This is a genomic window from Citrobacter sp. Ce129, from assembly GCF_030334545.1.
Classification (GTDB): domain Bacteria; phylum Pseudomonadota; class Gammaproteobacteria; order Enterobacterales; family Enterobacteriaceae; genus Citrobacter; species Citrobacter europaeus.
The window spans coordinates 225,952-245,385 of sequence record NZ_JAOWDS010000074.1; the positions used below are offsets into that span (position 1 = coordinate 225,952).

The 19,434-nt window shown below is 47.9% G+C and carries 15 protein-coding genes; 8 read left to right on the forward strand and 7 right to left on the reverse strand.

Features of this window, described 5'->3' with window-relative positions; genetic code table 11:
• Positions 1-106: 106 nt before the first annotated feature.
• Positions 107-1,045, reverse strand: coding sequence for a transcriptional regulator MelR (melR, locus tag OGV77_RS23795; protein ID WP_043017272.1), 939 nt, complete (start codon positions 1,043-1,045; stop codon positions 107-109).
• Positions 1,046-1,601: 556 nt separating this feature from the next.
• Here melR and OGV77_RS23800 point away from each other — a divergent pair.
• The 4 genes from OGV77_RS23800 (at position 1,602) to OGV77_RS23815 (ending at position 6,177) form a co-directional block, all read left to right on the forward strand.
• On the forward strand, positions 1,602-2,939 hold the full coding sequence (locus OGV77_RS23800; protein WP_075145764.1) for an MFS transporter: 1,338 nt from the start codon (positions 1,602-1,604) through the stop codon (positions 2,937-2,939).
• Positions 2,940-2,982: 43 nt separating this feature from the next.
• The gene (locus tag OGV77_RS23805; RefSeq protein WP_080626204.1) at positions 2,983-3,723 is read left to right on the forward strand and encodes a glucosamine-6-phosphate deaminase; all 741 of its coding nucleotides are present in this window, start codon (positions 2,983-2,985) and stop codon (positions 3,721-3,723) included.
• A gap of 10 nt (positions 3,724-3,733) precedes the next feature.
• On the forward strand, positions 3,734-4,762 hold the full coding sequence (locus tag OGV77_RS23810; protein WP_043017269.1) for an N-acetylglucosamine-6-phosphate deacetylase: 1,029 nt from the start codon (positions 3,734-3,736) through the stop codon (positions 4,760-4,762).
• Positions 4,763-5,001: 239 nt separating this feature from the next.
• Positions 5,002-6,177, forward strand: coding sequence for an ROK family transcriptional regulator (locus tag OGV77_RS23815; protein ID WP_043017268.1), 1,176 nt, complete (start codon positions 5,002-5,004; stop codon positions 6,175-6,177).
• Positions 6,178-6,189: 12 nt separating this feature from the next.
• Here OGV77_RS23815 and OGV77_RS23820 read toward each other — a convergent pair whose 3' ends face one another.
• The gene (locus OGV77_RS23820) at positions 6,190-6,444 is read right to left on the reverse strand and encodes a hypothetical protein (protein ID WP_080626207.1); all 255 of its coding nucleotides are present in this window, start codon (positions 6,442-6,444) and stop codon (positions 6,190-6,192) included.
• 610 nt (positions 6,445-7,054) lie between these two features.
• Here OGV77_RS23820 and evgA point away from each other — a divergent pair.
• A complete protein-coding gene (evgA, locus tag OGV77_RS23825) occupies positions 7,055-7,669 on the forward strand; it encodes an acid-sensing system DNA-binding response regulator EvgA (RefSeq protein ID WP_043017266.1) in 615 nt (204 codons plus the stop codon).
• Between the two features lie 4 nt (positions 7,670-7,673).
• Positions 7,674-10,916: an ATP-binding protein gene (locus OGV77_RS23830; protein WP_087050860.1), complete on the forward strand. Its 3,243-nt coding sequence runs from the start codon at positions 7,674-7,676 to the stop codon at positions 10,914-10,916.
• A gap of 74 nt (positions 10,917-10,990) precedes the next feature.
• Here OGV77_RS23830 and OGV77_RS23835 read toward each other — a convergent pair whose 3' ends face one another.
• Positions 10,991-11,617, reverse strand: coding sequence for a YfdX family protein (locus OGV77_RS23835; RefSeq protein ID WP_043017264.1), 627 nt, complete (start codon positions 11,615-11,617; stop codon positions 10,991-10,993).
• A 280-nt stretch (positions 11,618-11,897) separates the two neighbouring features.
• Here OGV77_RS23835 and OGV77_RS23840 point away from each other — a divergent pair, with 280 nt between their 5' ends.
• Positions 11,898-12,494 (forward strand): HdeD family acid-resistance protein, encoded by a 597-nt coding sequence (locus OGV77_RS23840; RefSeq protein WP_043017263.1) that lies wholly within the window; start codon positions 11,898-11,900, stop codon positions 12,492-12,494.
• The gene (locus tag OGV77_RS23845; RefSeq protein ID WP_043017262.1) at positions 12,494-12,841 is read left to right on the forward strand and encodes an HdeA/HdeB family chaperone; all 348 of its coding nucleotides are present in this window, start codon (positions 12,494-12,496) and stop codon (positions 12,839-12,841) included. Before OGV77_RS23840 ends, OGV77_RS23845 begins: the two co-directional genes overlap by 1 nt.
• 202 nt (positions 12,842-13,043) lie before the next feature.
• Here OGV77_RS23845 and OGV77_RS23850 read toward each other — a convergent pair whose 3' ends face one another.
• The 4 genes from OGV77_RS23850 to OGV77_RS23865 form a co-directional block, all read right to left on the reverse strand.
• Entirely contained in the window at positions 13,044-16,160 is a 3,117-nt protein-coding gene (locus OGV77_RS23850) for an efflux RND transporter permease subunit (protein ID WP_087050861.1), read from the reverse strand.
• A gap of 28 nt (positions 16,161-16,188) precedes the next feature.
• Positions 16,189-17,346 carry an efflux RND transporter periplasmic adaptor subunit gene (locus OGV77_RS23855; RefSeq protein ID WP_080626212.1) on the reverse strand — a complete coding sequence of 386 codons (1,158 nt, stop codon included), beginning with the start codon at positions 17,344-17,346 and terminating at the stop codon, positions 16,189-16,191.
• 279 nt (positions 17,347-17,625) lie between these two features.
• Entirely contained in the window at positions 17,626-18,192 is a 567-nt protein-coding gene (locus tag OGV77_RS23860; RefSeq protein WP_075145769.1) for a Slp family lipoprotein, read from the reverse strand.
• A 243-nt stretch (positions 18,193-18,435) separates the two neighbouring features.
• Positions 18,436-19,290 carry a MurR/RpiR family transcriptional regulator gene (locus OGV77_RS23865; protein WP_043017258.1) on the reverse strand — a complete coding sequence of 285 codons (855 nt, stop codon included), beginning with the start codon at positions 19,288-19,290 and terminating at the stop codon, positions 18,436-18,438.
• Positions 19,291-19,434: the final 144 nt, after the last annotated feature.

Genomic DNA, 19,434 nt, shown 5'->3' on the forward strand with positions numbered 1-19,434 from the left:
TCATGGCTGAACCCTATTTTATTAACTGCAGCAGATTATCTGTTTTGACCTGCTATTCTGGTGCTTATATTTTGGTAGTAAGGTAAGAGAGAGTCTGGCGAATAAATTACCCCTCGGCATAAGGTGAATGATTTCGGCGTTGTTGGCTCAGTTTGCGATACTGCTGCGGCGGCATGCCGACGTATTTATGAAACGAGCTGTAAAAACGGCTGCTGGAGCGAAAACCTGCAATCGTCGCGATATCTAAAATTGTTTTATCCGTGTCGCTGAGTAAAGCCCGCACATGGTTGATGCGCATTGCGGTAATGTACTGTTTCATGGTTAGTTGCATCACCCGGTGAAAAATACCCATCGCGTAATTGGGGTTGAGCTTAACGTGTTCGGCAATAGCATCGACCGTGAGTTGTTTGTCGCAATTGGCGGCAATAAACTCCAGCATCTGGCTAACGTAAAATTGTGAATGCCGTGAAATGCTGTTTTTCTGGGTGCGTGACGTCTTGTTACCCAGTACCGGCCGCCAGCCAGCGAGGCTAAATCGCTTGAGCATCAGGGCGATTTCATCAATGGCTAACTGACGAATTTGCTCATTGTCGCTGTTGAGTTCACCCTGCCAACGCTGCACTTCAAATGCGCTCAACTGCTGCGAAACAAGCGAAGTGATCACCATTCCGTGCGTTACGTGGTTAATCAGTTCCCTGTCCAGCGGCCAGGACAAAAACAGATGCATCGGTAAGTTGAAGATGGCCATCTGTTTACAATGCCCGGCATCCGTCAACTGATGAGGTGTGCAGGCCCAGAACAGAGTAATAAATCCCTGTTTGCTCTTCACCACTTCGTCATTGAAAAGGTACTCCACATCGCCATCAAACGGCACATTCACCTCAACCTGACCATGCCAGTGGCTATAGTTCATGGCCAGCGGCGCCCGCAGCTCGACGTCCATACGCTGATACTCAGAGTAGAGTGCCAGCGGACTTCGCGACTTTTTTTCATAGCTGCGACACATATGTGGGTCGAGCGGCAGCTGCGGGGTACTTTTTGCCATTATGGGTGGGTTCCTGAATAGTGGATCTGACCATGGGTAGCGCCAAAGCATGAACATAGCTTAACTGAAAAAAAACGCCGTTTTCTCTCCATTTTCGCGAAGTTATTCCCAAAAACTCAGATCCTGTGCCTGCCGCTTGCCGATCTGAGTTAACGGGAAAGGGGAGTTTTAATCTTAAAAACGGTCAGACATAGGAGGCTTTGTTTTACCTGCCGGATGGCGGCGCTGACGCCTTATCCGGCCAACTAAAGCTTGTAAGCCGTAGCCCTGATAAACGAAGCGTCATCAGGCTGTGCCGATCTCCAGCCCTGTTACAGCCTGTTTTTTGCTCTCATCCTGTCCCCTCAATCATGCGTTTTGGTATCCGATTTTACCCCTTGAACCCTAATCTCATGACCGCTGTCACATTTATAACCTGATTTATGAACGATCATGTTCAAAAATTATTTTTAGAGTGATAACGTCAGATTGTGCGAGGTTGATGTCCGCTTGTTACCCAGCTCATGCAATTTTTTATTGCATGAAAACAATTAGTTAAAGAAATTCAGGGGGAGCAATGAGTGAAGCCAATTTAGACAGAGTAAGCCAACTGGATGTCCCGGAAGAACGGGGTGCCAGTAAGAAAACGATCCGCAAAGTTATGTTCGCCAGCATTTCAGGAACCGTTATTGAATGGTATGACTATTCGCTGTATGGAGCTGCTGCTGGACTGGTTATCAATAAACTCTATTTTCCAAATCTTTCGCCAACCATTGCCACGCTGGCCGCTTTTTTAACCTTTGCGGTCGGCTTTGTCTCTCGTCCTTTAGGTGGGGTAATTATTGCCCATATTGGCGATCGTTATGGACGTAAACCGGCCTTGATTTTTGCTGTGGTATTAATGGGCATCGCCACATTGGCGTTGGGACTGTTACCCACGTATCACCATATTGGTATTTGGGCGACAATTGCGCTGGTGGTTATCCGCCTGATGCAGGGATTTGGTTCGGGCGCGGAGCTTGCGGGGGCGCAAACCTTTGTTGCTGAATACGTACCGGTTAAACAGCGTGGTTTTTATACCTCGCTGATTAATGCCTCTACCGGGGTCGCTATTCTTCTTTCATCGCTGGCGTTTTTTCTGGTAACGCAATTGCCGGATGAGGCCTTTATGAGCTGGGGGTGGCGCGTTCCATTCTTGTTCTCCATTGTATTGTTTATTGTGGCTATTTATATCCGTAAACATCTGGATGAAACCCCTGAATATGTAAGATCAATGGAAAAAGCTGAAAGTAATAAGAAAACCCAGTCTGTCCCTATTAAAGCGTTGATCGTTAACAGCCCGAAAAACCTCATCTGCGGCTTCTTCAGCCTGGCAGGCCATCAGGCAAATGGGTATTTGCTCAGCGTTTTTAGTATCAGTTATCTGACTAATACGCTGGGGATGGCGAAATCTGAGGGTTTGATGGCGCTGATGATTGCCGTGACGGTCAATACCATTATGACGCCGATAATGGGAAAAATGGCCGATAAATATGGTACTACCGTGGTCTTCTCTTTTGGCGCGATTTTCCTCGGTGCTTTCGCTTTCCCATTATTTTGGTTTCTTGATAGCGGTAATATCGTGCTGGCAACCATCGGAATGTGTATTGCTTACGGTATTGGGCATGGCGCGACGTCTGGGGCGCAAGGCGCATTCCTTGCGAATCTCTTTCCAACTCAGTACCGCTACTCTGGTATCGCTTTATCACGGGAGCTTAACAGCGTTATTTTTGCCGGTTCGACCCCCGTTATTGCCGCAGCGCTTATCACCTTTGGCGATGGTGAGCCAACTCTTTTAATTTGCTATCTCATGTTTTGCAGTTTGTTGACTTTAGTGGCCGTACAAATGGCAAGGGGATTAAAAGAACATCATTAATGGACGTTCAGGGAATAGCGTAAAATTCACTAATGAGGTAAAGATGAAAATTATCATTGCAGAAAATAAAGATATTTTAGGTCAGAAAGCCGCTGAAGCAGGTATCCTTGCCATGCAACAAGCATTGGCTCAGAAAGAACACATTGCCATTATTCTTGCGACCGGTGCCAGCCAATTCCAAATGCTGGAAAATCTCATTCAGGCGGATATTGACTGGTCCCGAGTGACGATTTTCCATCTGGATGAATACATTGGTTTAAGTGACGATCATCCGGCAAGCTTTCGCCGCTATCTGCGTGAACGCGTAGTTGAAAAACTCCCTACATTGAAGCAGTTTGTCGGCGTTAATGGTTCTGCTGAAGATATCGATCTGGAGATTGACCGTCTGAACAGGTTGATCGGCGCACAGGCTATTGATGTTTGCTTCGCAGGTATTGGTGAAAATGGACATCTGGCCTTTAACGATCCGCCAGCTGATTTTACTACCACTGTTCCCTATTTACAGGTTGCACTGGATGATGCGTGCCGCCAGCAACAGTTAGGCGAAAAATGGTTTAGTTGCATAGAAGAGGTTCCGTCCAGGGCTATTTCAATGAGCATAAGCCAGATTATGTGCTCCCAAGTGCTGATCCTAAGTATCCCTGACAGCCGTAAAGCTCAGGCAGTAAAACAGGCCCTGCAAGGCCCTGTGATAAATACGGTTCCAGCCTCTATTGTTCAGCGTCATCCCGCATGCCAGATATTTCTGGATAATGAATCCGCATCGCTAATGACTGAACGGTAAGGGATGAAAGATGAAAGTCACTCCAGGTTTGTTTGATATACAGGTAAATGGGTTTGCCGGCATTGATTTCAATGATGAAAATATTGATGCCGAGATGCTGGACTCTGCGCTAGAAGCTATGCTGAAAACCGGCGTGACCTGCTGTCTGCCAACGCTGATCACAGCATCTAAAGCTGTATTGATGAAACGCTTTCAGGCGCTCGATAAAGCGGTTGCTAACAGTGAGCTCGGTGCGTTAATGGTTCCGGGATATCATCTGGAAGGACCTTTTCTGAACCCGGCAGACGGATATGCCGGGTGTCACCCTGCGGAAGATATGACGCCACCTGACCCCCAGTTCATTGCTGACCTCGAACACGGCCTTTCAAGACCGATTCTGCTGGTCACCTGCGCCCCTGAATTTGATGAAGGAGGGGAATTTGTGCGAGGGCTAGCGGCAAGGGGAAAACGCGTTGCAGTCGGACACTCCAGTATTGGTCATGCCCAGCTTCAGATAGCAGTCAGTGCAGGTATCAGTTTGTGCACACATCTGGGAAACGGTATTCCTCAGGAATTGGCAAAGTTGGATAACACATTACAGGCGCAATTGAGTTGCGATGCGTTACATGCCAGTTTTATTGCTGATGGATTACATATTCCGCCGTTTGCGCTCAAAAACCTGCTACGGGCGAAAACGGTGCCCCGTTCAATTTTGGTAACGGATGCGATGAGCGCTGCAGCCTGTGAACGCCCGGGGATGTACCCTTTTGCCGGGGCAATGGTCGAACGCGCTGAAGACGGTACGGTTCGCCAGCCAGGGGCAAGCAATTTGGCGGGTTCCAGCCTGACGTTGGACAGGGCGGTGCGTAATCTTGTGACCTGGCAACTTGTCGGCTTTGATGAGGCCGTCGCGATGGCGAGCGTTCACCCCATGCAATTTATGCAAAAAGCCATGGCGCACCACCAGTGTGCAAACCTGGAGAGCAGAATCATTTGGGATGAAAACAATACCGTTATTGAATGCCGCATTGGCACTGCCTTAAGCAGGTGCTTTCATTAAAAAACGGGGCAGCAATGCCCCTGTAACATTCTTACCGTCTTTCCCTTATCTAGTAATATCTCTCAACGTTGTAACTCTTTGTTCCTGCTCATATGAAAAGGTAAATCAGGGTTGATCGATGCGTTGCCTTTCTGGATACTTCGTCAGGTAGCTCTGATGACAACATGTGCCTCTGCAGAGTTACTGTGGGGGAATGCGGCAAACTTCCCGGTCTGAACCCGAAACGTGTTAATAAGAGCATGAATAATAAACGCACAATAGACTTTCTTACCCATTTACCGATTACCCGCGGCTTGCTCAATGATAAGGAACGCGTGTTTCTTGCGGTTCTGAAGGGTGAGGTTAAAACCCGAAGTGAAGCCACGAAACGATTGAAGATTCGTTCAACGACGATCTCTGACTATGTGGCTGAACTTCTGGAGGCTCGCTTGTTAACGGAAGAACCCAGCGAGCATGTCGGACGAGGGAGGCCATCATTGACGCTTGGCGTCAATGCCAACAGAGTGGTGACGATTGTTTTTCAGGTGATTAGTCAGTCAGTGCACACATTTATGGTCAACCTGGCGGCGCAGATTATTGCACATGAGCATACCGAGGCGCCTCCTGGCAGCGACAATAAGGCTCTGGAAGCTATTTTTCGTCATCTTTATAACGACATTATTGCCAGGCGACCTGAAGATGCAGAAATAGCAGGCATTGTCTTTTCGCTGGGTGGGGTTTTTGATCGGACCACGAATCGCTGGATCCACACCTCTCGCTGGCCCAGGATGCACAACCTGGATATCAGCGCTGTTTTTCCAAAAGAAAGCGACTCAATCACGCTTTCTCGCACGCTGGACAATGAGCTATTGATTCATCTGCTCCAGCAAGATGAAAGTACATTGCTGTTACACTGGGGATACGGTGTTGGTTTTGCGTTTGGTCAGTCCGGGGACAATATTGTCGAAGGGGGGTATGCTTTTGGCGAAATTGGTCACTGGCATATCTCAGGACAAAATGCACCTTGCCACTGTGGACAAAAAGGGTGTCTGGAAACGGTTGCAGCGCTGTGGTCAATCGGACACGAAGTGCTCGGAAAAGAGTTTCAGGCGGGTGATGATGAAGAGAATATTGCTACTCTTCTGGCATCAAAGGATCTGGCAGATAACCCAGCAATACAGCAAGCGATTGATCAGATGACAACCGCAGCTTCAAACGTTTGTCGCGTATTCTTTCCTAAAAAGCTGATTGTTTCTGGCCCGTTCGTTAAAAATACCGGTATTTGGCAAGCGTTTTGCGCAGGGTTTGAGCAACAAAACAGCTTCTTTGGGCAGACGATCCAGCAATTGTCCGTTAGTCAGGTTAGCCGCGATCTCGGTGTCTACGGTGCGGCGATACCCATACTCGAACAAGGGCTCGCAAAGCTGTTACAGTGAAGACGCATTTCTTCATGGCCCGATCTGAATTTGCTCGAGAATTGTGCGGAGTAGCTGAATAGCGCGCCAGATGTCATCCTCTGTGTCACCATCCCACTCAGGAATGGTGACCAGTTCGGATTTAAACTGTTTCATCAGGATGTGCGCATCAGCAATCTCATCCCGACCGCAGCCCGTAGCAATGCGCGATATCGATTCTGCGGACAGGCTGGAGTAAGGGGTGAACTCCTCACGCTCTGCACTGATAAGCTTTTGTATTTTTCGCATGATACGTACGTGCTCAGAGTCTCTAAATCAACCGTTTAATTGAATTTTCCAGAGAAAATAATACAGGGTGTTCTAAACCGCAAAAATGAGAGGGTTTGTTGTTTTTATTTGCTATAACAGGAAAAACATAAATAACTTTATTTTTAGGGCAATATATATTTTTATATGGTTTAACACTTCGCTGTTTAATGGTCTGGCTTGTTGACAAATTCCCATGCGGTTTAATTTTCCGGGATAAGCCTTGTAAAATAGAAGAATATACGTCACGTAGTCCACTCTGTGATTTTTTTATACTCAGCGTACTGATTATTTTAACTTTTTCATTAAGAATGAGCCGTGATACATGAAAGGTTTGTCCTACATGTGTAGGAATATTCTCTTTGCTGCGTGTTAATGATTTGATGTCCGCTAAGTATCAAAGTTTAAATTTTGTAAACCAAAATGCTATTTTCATGATTTATTCACTTGAATTATGAAAAAATCATAAAATACGCGCATGGCTATGTTAGAATTTGCATCCTGAGTCTAATGATATATAAATCAATAATATTGCAGACTCACCTGCTCTATAGCCATCGCCTCTCTTTATTTATCGGGATTCTTAAACGCAATGAACGCGATAATCGTTGACGATCACCCATTGGCTCGCATAGCCATCCGCAACTTACTCGATACAAATGGTATTACCGTAACAACCGAGCTCGACTGCGGGGATCACGTGGTTCAAACCGTTGAAAAAACGAAACCGGAACTGCTGATTGTTGATGTGGATATACCGGGTATTAGCGGCATCGAAGTGCTGGAGCAGTTGAGAAAGCGGCACTATGCTGGTGTAATCATTATCATTTCAGCTAAAAATGAATATTTTTACGGTAAACGTAGCGCCGAATATGGCGCCAACGGATTTGTGAGTAAAAAAGAAGGTATGAATAATATTCTTGCCGCCATTGAAGCCGCTAAAAATGGTTACAGCTATTTCCCTTTTTCTCTTGAGCATTTTACGGGTTCATCTGTCAGCGAGCAGGATAAGCTTGATACATTGTCGACCCAGGAAATGAGAGTGTTGCGTTATATTCTTAACGGTATGGATTACAGCACAATTGCCAGCAAAATGAACATCAGCAATAAAACCGTAAGTACCTATAAAAGTCGTTTGATGGAGAAATTAGATTGCTCATCATTAATGGAAATATATGATTACGCGCAGAGAAATAAAATAGGATAGAGTAATGCTGGAACGCTTGTTTATTTTTTTGATGGTCATATTTACCATCGGGGTGTCTACGGATGTAAGCTCTGCCCGGCAAGTTGAGCTGAAAAGTAACTATAGTACCTCTGTACAAAATATCAGTCTGAACAGGGAAGAAACGAACTGGTTAGCGCATAAAAAAACCTTGGTTGTTGGCACCTGGTTACCGGAAGTCTCCCCCATTGTTTACCAAAATAGTGGGGAATATTACCGGGGAGTCAATGCGGATTATCTTGCGCTAATGCAAAAGAATCTCAATCTAAAAATTGTTATAAAGCAGTATGATAATGAGCAAGAAGCACTGGCCGCGCTCGCCAGTAACGATGTCGATACGCTGATAACCCAGCTTTCAAGGCGCCAGGATGTCGGCGGGAATTTATTGCGCACTTCGGCATTGCTGACAACGTGGCCGACGCTTGTGACCTCGCTAAAAAACACCATGCTGCCGCTGACCACGGACCATCAGGTTAGCGTCGCGTGTGTGCGTGATTGTCCTTTCCTTGATGTTATCCAGGATGCTTTTCCTGATGCTAAAGTCTCATTTTACGATGACGAATATCAGGCCATGGCGTCGGTTGTGAATGGTGATAGCCAATATTACATTGGTAACAATATCACCAGCAGTCATTGTATCTCCCGATATTTTTCACAATCACTGGTTATTACGCACTACTTTGATAAACAAGAGCAATATAATTATTTTGTGGTTAAGGAAGAACAGCCGGTATTAAGAAACATTCTTGATGGTTTCATTACATCAATCAGCAATGAAATTCATATGCAGGTCATGCAGAACTGGCTGAACCGCGGCAACCTGGCCTATCTGAATGCGCCGATTCCATTCACCGATCGGGAGAAAGCGTGGCTGAAGAAAAAACATACTATTCGTATTTTGATCAATCCAGATTACCCGCCCTATACGCTTGTTGATCGCAGTGGTGAATTACGCGGTATCCTTGGCGATTTGCTAAATATTATTCATCTGCAAACGGGGCTTGATTTTGAACCCGTTTTAGCTGATTCGAAAAGTGAACAGATGAAAAAAATAAGCGGCGAACAATGGGATATGTATCCCACCATCACCCTGACTAATCAAAATCAGCGCAATTCGACCTTTAGCGATCCGCTGATGAATGTCGCATTTGTGATTATCACTTCCCGCGAGGAAACGGCCGACTCGCTACTGAATAAACCGATCCGTATTGCGTTGCCCGCTGGACATGTGTTGGAAAGTGACCTGAGACAACGCTACCCCAAGGCCACCTGGGTGGATGCCGATACTGGTAGCGTCGCGATGACTATGCTCAGGGATGGCAAGGTTGACGCGGCAATCGCTACCGAATTGTCGGCAAGGTACATGGTCGATCATGACTACCAGAAAAATATGCACTTTTTTAGGCTTCCTGATATGCCGGGTGCCTCGGTAAGTTTTGCGGTCTCTCCTCACGAGCCCATGTTGAAGTCCGTAATGGATAAAGCGCTGCAGGCCATACCGCCACGTGAAATTTTGCAGATGACGGAGAAGTGGTCGAAAATTTCCAATACGCAGGTCGATATCTGGAGTCGATATAGCAAACAGTTCTATCAACTGGTGGTGTTTGCGCTGCTGCTGATAGCGATTAGCCTGATCTGGGGGATCTCACTTTCGCGTGAGGTCAATAAAAGAAAGCAATCGCAGCGTCTGCTGGAAGAGCAACTCCATCTTAAAGAAGCATTGTCCCAAGAGCTGGAGATCGAAAAGAACAAAGCAATTGAAGCGACCAAGGCCAAAAGTCGTTTTCTTGCGAGCATGAGTCATGAATTACGTACCCCTGTAAGCTCGATTGTGGGTTTTCTGGAATTACTGTCGAGTTCAGAACTCAGTCCGGCGCAGCGAAAGGAGGCGATTGCACTTACCGGGGCGACGGCCCAGTCATTACTTGGGCTGATTGGTAAGATTCTGGACGTGGATAAGATTGAGTCTGGTAAATACCAGGTTGTTCCTCAATGGACGGATCTCTCGCAGCTCATTGAATTGCAGTGTCACTCTTTCGATGCCTTAGCCAGACAGAAAGGCATTACGCTTGCCTGCGTTAGCCAGTTGCCGGCGAACGAGCGGGTCTTTGTCGATCAGCAGGCTTTACGGCAAATTCTCACCAATCTGGTGGGTAATGCGCTGAAGTTTACCGAGCAGGGCAGTATTCACGTGACGGCCCGTTTGACGCCTGACGAGGAGAATCACGGCAACCTGACCATCGCTATTAGCGATACCGGTTGTGGGATTAGTGAAGAGGAGCAGGCTGGGCTATTTCATCGTTATGCTCAGGGGCGCTGCGGGCGTCAACAAACGGGTTCCGGTCTGGGGTTATTTATCTGCAAAGAGCTGGTGACGCTGATGGGCGGTACGCTTGAACTGATGAGCGTCCCGTCGCAAGGAACCACGTTTACCATCACGTTGCCGGTTGAGACTGCCCGACAGTCAGTTGTTCCGGATGGCGACACGCCAGGCGCTCTGTTGCCGCTACCGTGCCTGTCTATTTTAATAGCAGATGATAACCCGACCAATCGTCTGCTGCTTAAGCGACAGTTGAACGCCATTGGTTACAGCGTGGATGAAGCGTGTGATGGCGAGGAGGCCGAAGCCAAACTGGTTAAAAAATCATACGACCTGTTGATAACCGATGTGAATATGCCGAAGAAGGACGGGTTTGATCTCGCGGCTTCATTGCGTCGTCAGCAGCCTCATTTACAAATATGGGGGCTAACGGCCAGCGCGCTCCCGCAGTCACGCGATCGGTGTCTGCAAAATGGGATGAATTTGTGTCTGTTTAAGCCCGTGTCGATTAAGACGCTGACGCATGAACTGAGCAAAATCGAAACCGGTTATTCGTCTCCTTGTTCGATCCGACATCTGAAATTCAATGTTCTGACGGAAAATACCGGCGGCGATCGTGCATTAATGAATGAGATACTCGAAACATTTCGCGAGGCAACGCTCAGCGATTTACAGGCGGCCGGAAAAGCCGTTTTGCAAGATGAACCTCAGCTGTTTTTGCGGGCTCTTCACCGGTTGCATGGTTCGGCGCAAATTCTGGGTATTACTGCTCTTCAGACGCTGTGTGAACCTTTTGAATCTATGCGACATGACTGTCTTCCTCTGGCTGTACGCCAGGAAGCATTACAGAAGATTGTGGCGGTCATGCGGGAAATTGAGATTGAGATCGACAGTCTGATTAGCCATTAACCCCCCCGATCGGGTAGCCGTAGCTGCCCGATCGGGAGAGAAAGTCCTGGTTCAACACTCCGTAGTGCTGAGTATTACTGGCCTGCGCCCAGCATCTCGCTATCGATAACAATGCCTTCTTCAGCACCCTTTAACACAAGGTTTGCCTCGTAGTATTTACCAGAAGACAGCAGTTTTTGTGCGCTGGCAACGGCTTTACGAGTCTGATTTAAAGGCATCAGGTATTGAGTCTGAAGTACGTTGATACCCGCCAGCTGTAAGGTATCCACCGCACCTTTCCAGTCGCCTTTGGCCATTTTGCCATTCGCTGTATTGATAGCGGATTCTTTGGCCGGAGTGGCAATGTAGTCTTCTGACAGCGCGACAGTCGCGTTAATAATCACGTACTGATCGTCAATCATTTTGGCTTTAGGCGCAGTTTTTACAAATTTCGCCCAGTCGTGGCTGTCACCTGCCAGCAGGGAAGCGGCGTCGTCGGTTAATTTTTTAGCACTGTCAGGCTGTCCATGAAACAGGGCCAGACGGGCAAGCTGAATATCACGCATCGCATTTGCACCTTGCACCGCGACCTGCATAATATCGGCAGCTTCTTTTTGTACATTGGCTGTAGCGGTTTGTGCCGGAGTGGTAGTGGTCGCTGCCAGTACCGGAGCTGAACCCATCATGGTTGCAAGCAGACCCGCAAGAATAATCTTTTTCATTACTTTCTCCTGAATAAAGTTGGCATATGTCACCAAACGAAATAAGCATATTAAATAAATTAAAAGAGTGGAATCAGAGCCAGGACAGAATAATGAGCGTTTAATCCTACAGGTGTCAGACGTCTGACGCGTGTAGGATTATACGGATAACGGCATTCCTTTTATCTTATATACGAACGCTGAGTGAAAGTCTTATCATTTCATTGTAAGTAATATGTATTAAGTGAGAATTATTCTTTAATTAGCAGGTTACATTGCGTTTCTATGTAACGGAGGATGTATGTTTGTTTTTAATCAGCGTAGCCTGAAAGCGTTTAATGAAAAAACACTAACTCATTATAAGAGACACGCCACAATCATGGCGGTGCTGTTGTTGGTTTGTGGCATCTGCTGCTTAATCTATCCAATCGCTGCGGGTGTTTACTTAAGCTACGCAACAGGTTTTATGTTTCTGGTGTGTGGTTTCTATTCTATCTATAGCTTGTTTAGCTCTGGTAAAAAGCAGTTGAAAGCCAAATTTACCTATGCCTTTTTTGCTATCGCGTGGTTACTGCTGGGATACTGTTTCCTCGAGAATCCTGTGATAGGCATGAATTCATTGGCAATGGTTTTTTGCTGCCTGTTTATTCTTGGCGGTATTTTTCGTGTTGCTTCCGGTGTCAAAATGTTCCGCAGTCCGGGTTATGGATGGAATATTTTCATCGGTATTTTTGATCTGCTTATTGCAGCCGTGTGGCTGAATATGGATCCCGACAGGTCATATGTGTTTACCTCAATATTTATTGGCGTTGAGATGATCTTTAGTTCTTTAGCTTTTATCAGTCTGCGCAGAAATACGACGTTGGTAGAAACTGATAAACTCGCCGATAAAAACTAATGCTACCTCTGGAGTGCATTGTGAATATTAAATTGGTTGTTTCTGCAGTTATTCTTATGACTTCTGTTATGGCGCCGATGAGCCGTGCTTTTGCTACGCAGGCAACGGAAGCTGCGCCACAGGATATGACCTGTAAAGAATTCGTTGATATGAGTCAGCAATACAAGACGGCAATTGCCTTTGTGATTGTTAATAAAAATTCGGACTTTAAAGGTGATGATTATGTTCCACTGCATCAGGTGGAAACGGAAGCTGTACCGAAAATGGTTAAAATGTGTCATCAGCATCCGAATATAAAACTGGGTGAACTGGCTGTAAATCTGAAAGGTTCCGGTCTGCACTATTAATTAACCGTTTTGATAGCCTGGCATTAGTTAGAATTGACAACCTCTGTACCTACCCCAGTTGTTCCCCTACAAGAAAATACCCGTGTAATGTTTACCTTGCTAGCCACGAGAAACTCGCTGGATAGCAAGGCCCGCTAATGACCGTAGATCTGACAAACAAAGTCCTATCCCTGGGATAAGATCCCAGGGATAGGACAACAAGTCAGCGTCGGGCTTTAAATCGCGCCAGCATGTTTTCAACGAGAACAAAGAATAGCGGGACAAAATAGATAGCCAGCACGGTTGCGGCCAACATCCCACCGATAACCCCCGTACCGACGGCATTTTGCGCGCCAGAGCCTGCGCCGTCGCTTATTGCCAATGGAATAACCCCCAGGATGAAAGCCAGTGAGGTCATTAAAATAGGACGTAAGCGCATTTGCGCGGCCTCCACCGCGGCTTCAAGCGGTGCTTTTCCTTCGTTTTGCATAATCTCGACGGCGAACTCGACGATCAGAATGGCGTTTTTAGCCGACAGCCCCATGGTGGTGAGTAGCCCGACCTGGAAGTAAACATCATTGCTCAGACCGCGCAGATCGGTAGCCAGCAAAGCGCCGACCACCCCGATTGGCACAATCAGCATCACCGAGAAGGGTATCGACCAGCTTTCATACAGCGCCGCCAGTGCCAGAAACACGACGATTAGCGAAATGCCGTACAGCATTGGCGCCTGGTTTGTGGACAGCGCTTCCTGATAAGACAGACCTGTCCAGGCATAGCCAACGCCTGCGGGCAGTTTATTAATCAGCGACGCCATAAATTTCATTGCATCGCCGCTGCTTTTTCCTTCGACCGGCTGGCCGAGAATTTCCATTGCAGGCTGACCATTATAGCGTTCAAGGCGGGGGGAGCCGTAGGTCCACTCGGTGGATGAGTAAGCGGAAAGCGGCGTCATTGCGCCAGAGGCATTACGTACGTACCAGTGATTGATATTGTCCGGCAACATACGAAACGGCGTATCGGCCTGTACATACACTTTTTTAACGCGCCCCTGGTTCAGGAAGTCATTGACATAGCGGCTACCAAACGCGGTGGAGATGGTCTGATTGATATCCGATAACGCAACGCCCATGGCTTCTGCCTTCCTGGCGTTGACGTGAATGCGGAACATCGGCGTATCTTCCAGACCGTTCGGACGCACCCCGTCAACCTCTCCTGACGACTGGCTGGCCAGCGCCAGAAGCTCGTTTCGGGCCTGCATCATTTTTTCATGCCCAAGGTTACCGTTATCCAGCAGCTCCATATCAAAGCCTGAAGCGGTCCCCAGTTCCGCGACTGCGGGTAAATTAAACGGATAAACGACGGCGTTATTAATGGTGCTTAAGGCCATCATCGCCCGTCGAATAATGGCGGTAACCGAGTTTTCCTCGCCAACGCGTTCTGACCAGGGCTTCAGGCTGATAAACGCCAGACCGTTGTTTTGCCCCTGACCGCTGAAGCCAAATCCGCCGACGGTGAAAACCGAAGCAACGTTTTTCTGTTCTTTCGTCAGATAGTAATCCGTTATTTCTCCGAGCACTTTGCTGGTGTTCACCATCGTTGAGCCGGAGGGTAATTGCGCCGTGGTCATGAATACCCCCTGATCTTCTTCAGGCAGAAAGGAGGTCGGGGTGCGTGAAAACAGCACGATCATGCCCGCGGCAATCACTAAATACACGACCATGTAACGGCCCGTGCAACGGAGAAGTTTACGGGTGCTGTCCGTGTAGTGCTGAGTACATTTCTCCATGAAGTGATTGAAACGGGTAAACAGAAAATGTGTGTTTACTTTTTCTCCCTCATGGGATTTCAACAGCATGGCGCAAAGTGCAGGCGTCAGGCTCATCGCCACAAACACCGACAGCAGCATCGAGGAGATTAAGGTGATAGAAAACTGGCGGAAAATCTCCCCCGTCGCCCCGCTCATAAATGCCATCGGCATAAATACAGCGGATAACACAACGGCAATACCGATCAGCGCTCTCTGGAGCTGGCCCATCGCTTTATGCGTCGCCGCTTTTGGTGACAAATGTTCTTCGGCAATAATGCGTTCTACGTTCTCAACCACCACGATAGCATCATCGACTAACAACCCTATCGCCAGCACCATGCCAAACATCGTGAGTGTATTAATCGAAAAACCGGCGACGTCGAGTATTGCAAAGGTGCCGAGGATAACTACCGGAACGGCGATTGTGGGGATAAGCGTTGCACGGAAACTCTGCAAAAACAGGTACATGACGAGGAATACCAGAATGATTGCCTCGATCAATGTATGAAAAACGCCCTGAATCGAAATCTCGATAAACGGCGTGGTGTCATAGGGATAAACGGTTTTCATACTGGCCGGAAACCAGGCCGATAATCTGTTCAGCTCTTGTTTGACCGCCTGGGACGTTTCCAGGGCATTGGCGCCAGCGGCAAGTTTAATCGCAATCCCGGCGGCGGGTTTGCCGTTGTAACGTGCAACCGTGGCATAATTTTCCGCACCCAGTTCAATGCGTGCGACATCGCGCAGCAGAACCTGGGAGCCGTCTTGCTGGACTTTGAGGAAGATCTGGCCAAATTCATCGGTAGTTTGCAGGCGCGTCTGGACGATGATCGACGCATTTAGCTGCTGATCGGCTGACTGAGGCATGCCCCCCAGTTGCCCGCCGGATATCTGATTGTTCTGAACTTTGAGTTGAGTAATAACGTCTTGCGGAGTGAGGTTATACTTGTCGAGCTTTTGCGGATCCAACCAGATGCGCATGGCGTATTGCGAACCAAACAACTGTACGCTTCCCACCCCGGCAGTGCGGCTTAGCGGGTCTTTAATATTTGAAGCCACATAGTCGGCAATATCATATTGGCTGAGACTGTTATTATCAGAGATAAAGCCGGCGACCATTAAGATGTTGCTGCTGGATTTATCAACGCTTATCCCTTGCTGCTGTACCTCCTGCGGCAGGGAAGGCATCGCCAGCTGTAATTTATTCTGTACCTGAACCTGCGCAATATCGGGTGACGTACCCGTTTTGAAGGTCAGGATAATCGAGGCATTACCTGCCGCATCGCTGGTGGATGACATATACATCAGGCCATCAAGACCATTCATATTCTGTTCAATCACTTGCGTCACGGAGTCTTCAACGGTCTTTGCGTCTGCCCCTGGGTAAGCGGCGCTGATGGTGATGGTCGGGGGAGCAATTTGTGGATACTGGGCGACAGGCAGGTTCATTATCGCGATACCGCCCGTAAACATCATGATAATGGCGAGTACCCAGGCGAAAACCGGGCGCTCAATAAAAAAGTTGGCCATGAAGAAAGTGTCCTTAATGCCTGAAATATTACTGTTCAGTTACCGCGTCAGGTGTGTTCAGTTTTGAATGGAGGACCCGGGCTTTGATTCCCGGACGAATCCTTTGTAGTCCGGACACAATGACCCGATCGCCAGGGCGTAATCCCGCGGTCACTAGCCATTGATTGCCAACGGCCTTCACGGCGTTTATTTCACGCAGTTGCACCACGTTTTCCGGGTCAAGGATTAGCGCGGTGGCTTTTCCTTGTTCGTTATGCGTAATCCCTTGCTGGGGAACCATCAACACGTTCTGCTGACTGCCTTCGTCCAGCAGCGCCGTGACGTACATGCCGGGTAAAATTTCACCCTCAGGATTGGGAAATACGGCGCGCAGGGTCACCGAACCGGTGGTCTCATCAACGGCGGGATCGGAAAACTCAAGCGTACCGGTATGGCGATAGGGCTTGCCGTTTTCCAGCATCAGTTCAACCGGAATTTTGCCTTGTTGTTGGGCGATTTGGCCGTTGGCTTTCTCTTCTTTCAGGCGCAGGAAGTCTTGTACTGACTGGGTTAAATCAACATAAATCGGATCCAACCGTTGAACGGTGACCAGCGCATTTTCCTGATTGGCAGTGACCAGGGCACCCACGGTCACGGAGGATTTACCGCTGATGCCCTCAATTGGCGAGGTGACATTGGCATAGCGCAGGTTGATAGTGGCTTGCTCAAGCTCCGCTTTAGCAACGGCGACATTGGCCTGTGCTTCATTAAGCTGTGAGCGCGTCGTGTCGTAGTCCTGGCGGCTGACGTAATTGGATTTTATTAACGCTGACTGCCGATTTAATGTCAGACGTATGTTATTGGCCGTCGCCATTGCCTTAGCCAGCGCACCTTTGGCTGAATCCAGTCGCGCCTGCAGCGGGGCAGGATCAATTTGATACAGTGATTCTCCTTTGCTGACTTTATCTCCTTCAATAAAGTTGCGCTTTATGATGATCCCCCCAACCTGAGGGCGAATTTCGGCGATCTCAAATGAAACTGCGCGGCCCGGAAGTTCACTTTTAATATTCACTGAGGAGGGCGCTAAGGTAACAACGCCGACCTCGGGCGCCATGGCGGTGGTTTTTACTGCAGGTTTATTATCGCAGGCGGTGATGATGGCGCTACTAAAGAATAATGGTATCAACAGTAAGCATTTTCTGTTCATTGTAATCCCTGAATAATGTGAAAACACAAAGGTTCTTTTATTGCATGCAGGGTGGGGGGATTGTCGGTAAATAACAAAAGATGGTCAGGCATGAGAAGGGTAAAGCCCATTTCTTCGCTAAAGAATTAGCGGTTAAAAATTATATGTAACAGGAAGAATACATGTTAAGCGAAGGATCTCATGAAGCTGGATGGCGCAATTAGATAAACGCGAGTTGATGTGGTGGGCGTTGGTTAGCGCCCGACTCCGGAATATATTAGCGCCATCTTACTACTGGGATTATTTCACTAGCTCCGGAGTTACCTGAGTTACTGTGTTGGCGTAGTAGGGGCCTCCCCATATGGGTTCAGGCCAGAACGCGCCATAGCCGTAATCCCACATATTATAGGTGGTGTTGACAGACTCAGTTAAATGCCAGACCTGAATACCCTGTAAATCAACTTTAACAAAGTTATACGGGACCTTGTTGATGAATCCTGACTCATCTCCTTGAATTGTTCCCAAAATAGTCACGAAATGGTTTCTGTAGTTTACCGGATCGAGAAAACCTTTCTGCTGGGCAAGAATTCGTCCCTGATAGCTCGCGTCTATTTGTGGCTTAGCAGAGTCGTTCAGTGGCAAAACGGCGATTTCCAGTAACGTATCCGTTTTGGTGTTAATCACATTGATGACTTTACCACCAAAGCGGGCCTGTTGACCGGTATATAATCCCGGCTGGTTATGCACGGAGATAAAGTTTTTTTGTATATCAGGTTGATTATTACCTTTGATATTCTCAGGAATGGAAGCACATGATGCCAGGGTGAAAGCAAGGGCAATAATCATCAACCCTTTTGTTTTTTTCATTTTTACTTTCCTGCTAAAAAAAGACAGGCCTATAGTAAACCTTTGCGCATTATTGTCAGCAAACGTGCTGTTGATTATCTAAAATTAATATAATTGTAGCTTATGGTAATAATAGACTGTGTTGTAGCTGGTCGCTGAATGAGGACTATATTTTCAACGACCATAAAAGCAACGCGTGCAATTGCTCTTGCGCCTCACGCTGGCGGGTGTTAATAAAGCGGGCGATCAATTTGCTGACCGCTATTACCCGACGGAATGACCGCGTTCATTACTCCCGTCACCCAGACGGTAAGCCAGCGCCACCACTAGCGACTGCACCAGGCACAGCGTTGCTGACTGGGAGCGAAACGCGTCAACCTGTGCCTCCTTCACCACAAAGCAGAGATCGCTGAATGTTGCCAGCGGGCTTATCTGGCTGTCGGTAATGACAATCTGGCGCGCGCCTGCATTGGCCGCGGTTTCGCTGACCATCACCGTTTCTTCCGCATAGGGCGAGAAGCTGATCGACACGACGATATCACGTGCTTTGATGCGGTTAATCTGCTCGCGCAGCATCCCGCCCATTCCATCGAGCAAAATAGGGCGACACTCGAGATGGCTCAGGGCATAGGTGAGATAGGCCGCCACGCTAAACGAACGACGCAGACCGGCGATGTAGATGGTGTCGGCTTCTGCCAGTAATTGTACCGCGCGTTCCAGCATTTCTGGTTCGGCACGGGCTGCCAACTGCTGTAGGGCCTGAGTATTCGAACGGGCGAATTCCTGCAAGATATCGAGCGGCGTTTCCGGCACGGCTTCGCTTTCCATCTCACGGAACAGGCGTGCGCGGTCGCTGTAACTGGCAGTTTCCTCCACCAGATTCATACGAAACAGCTGTTTCATTTCGTTAAAGCCGGTGAAATCAAAAGCATTGGCAAAGCGGATCAGCGTCGAGGGAGGCACTCCGGCACGTTCGGCAATGACGGCAACCGTATCAAAGGCCACGCTATTTGTATTATCCAGCACATAGCGGGACACCTGCTGCAGCCTTTTGCTCAGGCCATCGTAGCGATCGCGGATCTGCTGCTGCAGCTCGTTCAGGCTGGTTGCTGTCGTCATTTTACCTCCTGTTGCATAGTTTTATGATTCTAAACGCAAAACCGCGTCTTTGAAATGTCACGCATTCATCTGGCCGTAAAAACGAAACAAAAGCTTCAGTCTAATCGCTTGCTGAAACATTCTGCCAGTACACGTTAATCATGC

Coding starts and splice junctions, on each gene's coding strand:
- OGV77_RS23805 (WP_080626204.1), top strand. CDS start 2,983: ATGAAAATTATCATTGCAGAAAATAAAGATATTTTAGGTCAGAAAGCC.
- OGV77_RS23820 (WP_080626207.1), bottom strand. CDS start 6,444: ATGCGAAAAATACAAAAGCTTATCAGTGCAGAGCGTGAGGAGTTCACC.
- melR (WP_043017272.1), bottom strand. CDS start 1,045: ATGGCAAAAAGTACCCCGCAGCTGCCGCTCGACCCACATATGTGTCGC.
- OGV77_RS23860 (WP_075145769.1), bottom strand. CDS start 18,192: ATGAAAAAAACAAAAGGGTTGATGATTATTGCCCTTGCTTTCACCCTG.
- OGV77_RS23815 (WP_043017268.1), top strand. CDS start 5,002: ATGAATAATAAACGCACAATAGACTTTCTTACCCATTTACCGATTACC.
- OGV77_RS23830 (WP_087050860.1), top strand. CDS start 7,674: ATGCTGGAACGCTTGTTTATTTTTTTGATGGTCATATTTACCATCGGG.
- OGV77_RS23855 (WP_080626212.1), bottom strand. CDS start 17,346: ATGAACAGAAAATGCTTACTGTTGATACCATTATTCTTTAGTAGCGCC.
- OGV77_RS23835 (WP_043017264.1), bottom strand. CDS start 11,617: ATGAAAAAGATTATTCTTGCGGGTCTGCTTGCAACCATGATGGGTTCA.
- OGV77_RS23845 (WP_043017262.1), top strand. CDS start 12,494: ATGCTACCTCTGGAGTGCATTGTGAATATTAAATTGGTTGTTTCTGCA.
- OGV77_RS23800 (WP_075145764.1), top strand. CDS start 1,602: ATGAGTGAAGCCAATTTAGACAGAGTAAGCCAACTGGATGTCCCGGAA.
- OGV77_RS23850 (WP_087050861.1), bottom strand. CDS start 16,160: ATGGCCAACTTTTTTATTGAGCGCCCGGTTTTCGCCTGGGTACTCGCC.
- OGV77_RS23810 (WP_043017269.1), top strand. CDS start 3,734: ATGAAAGTCACTCCAGGTTTGTTTGATATACAGGTAAATGGGTTTGCC.
- OGV77_RS23840 (WP_043017263.1), top strand. CDS start 11,898: ATGTTTGTTTTTAATCAGCGTAGCCTGAAAGCGTTTAATGAAAAAACA.
- OGV77_RS23865 (WP_043017258.1), bottom strand. CDS start 19,290: ATGACGACAGCAACCAGCCTGAACGAGCTGCAGCAGCAGATCCGCGAT.
- evgA (WP_043017266.1), top strand. CDS start 7,055: ATGAACGCGATAATCGTTGACGATCACCCATTGGCTCGCATAGCCATC.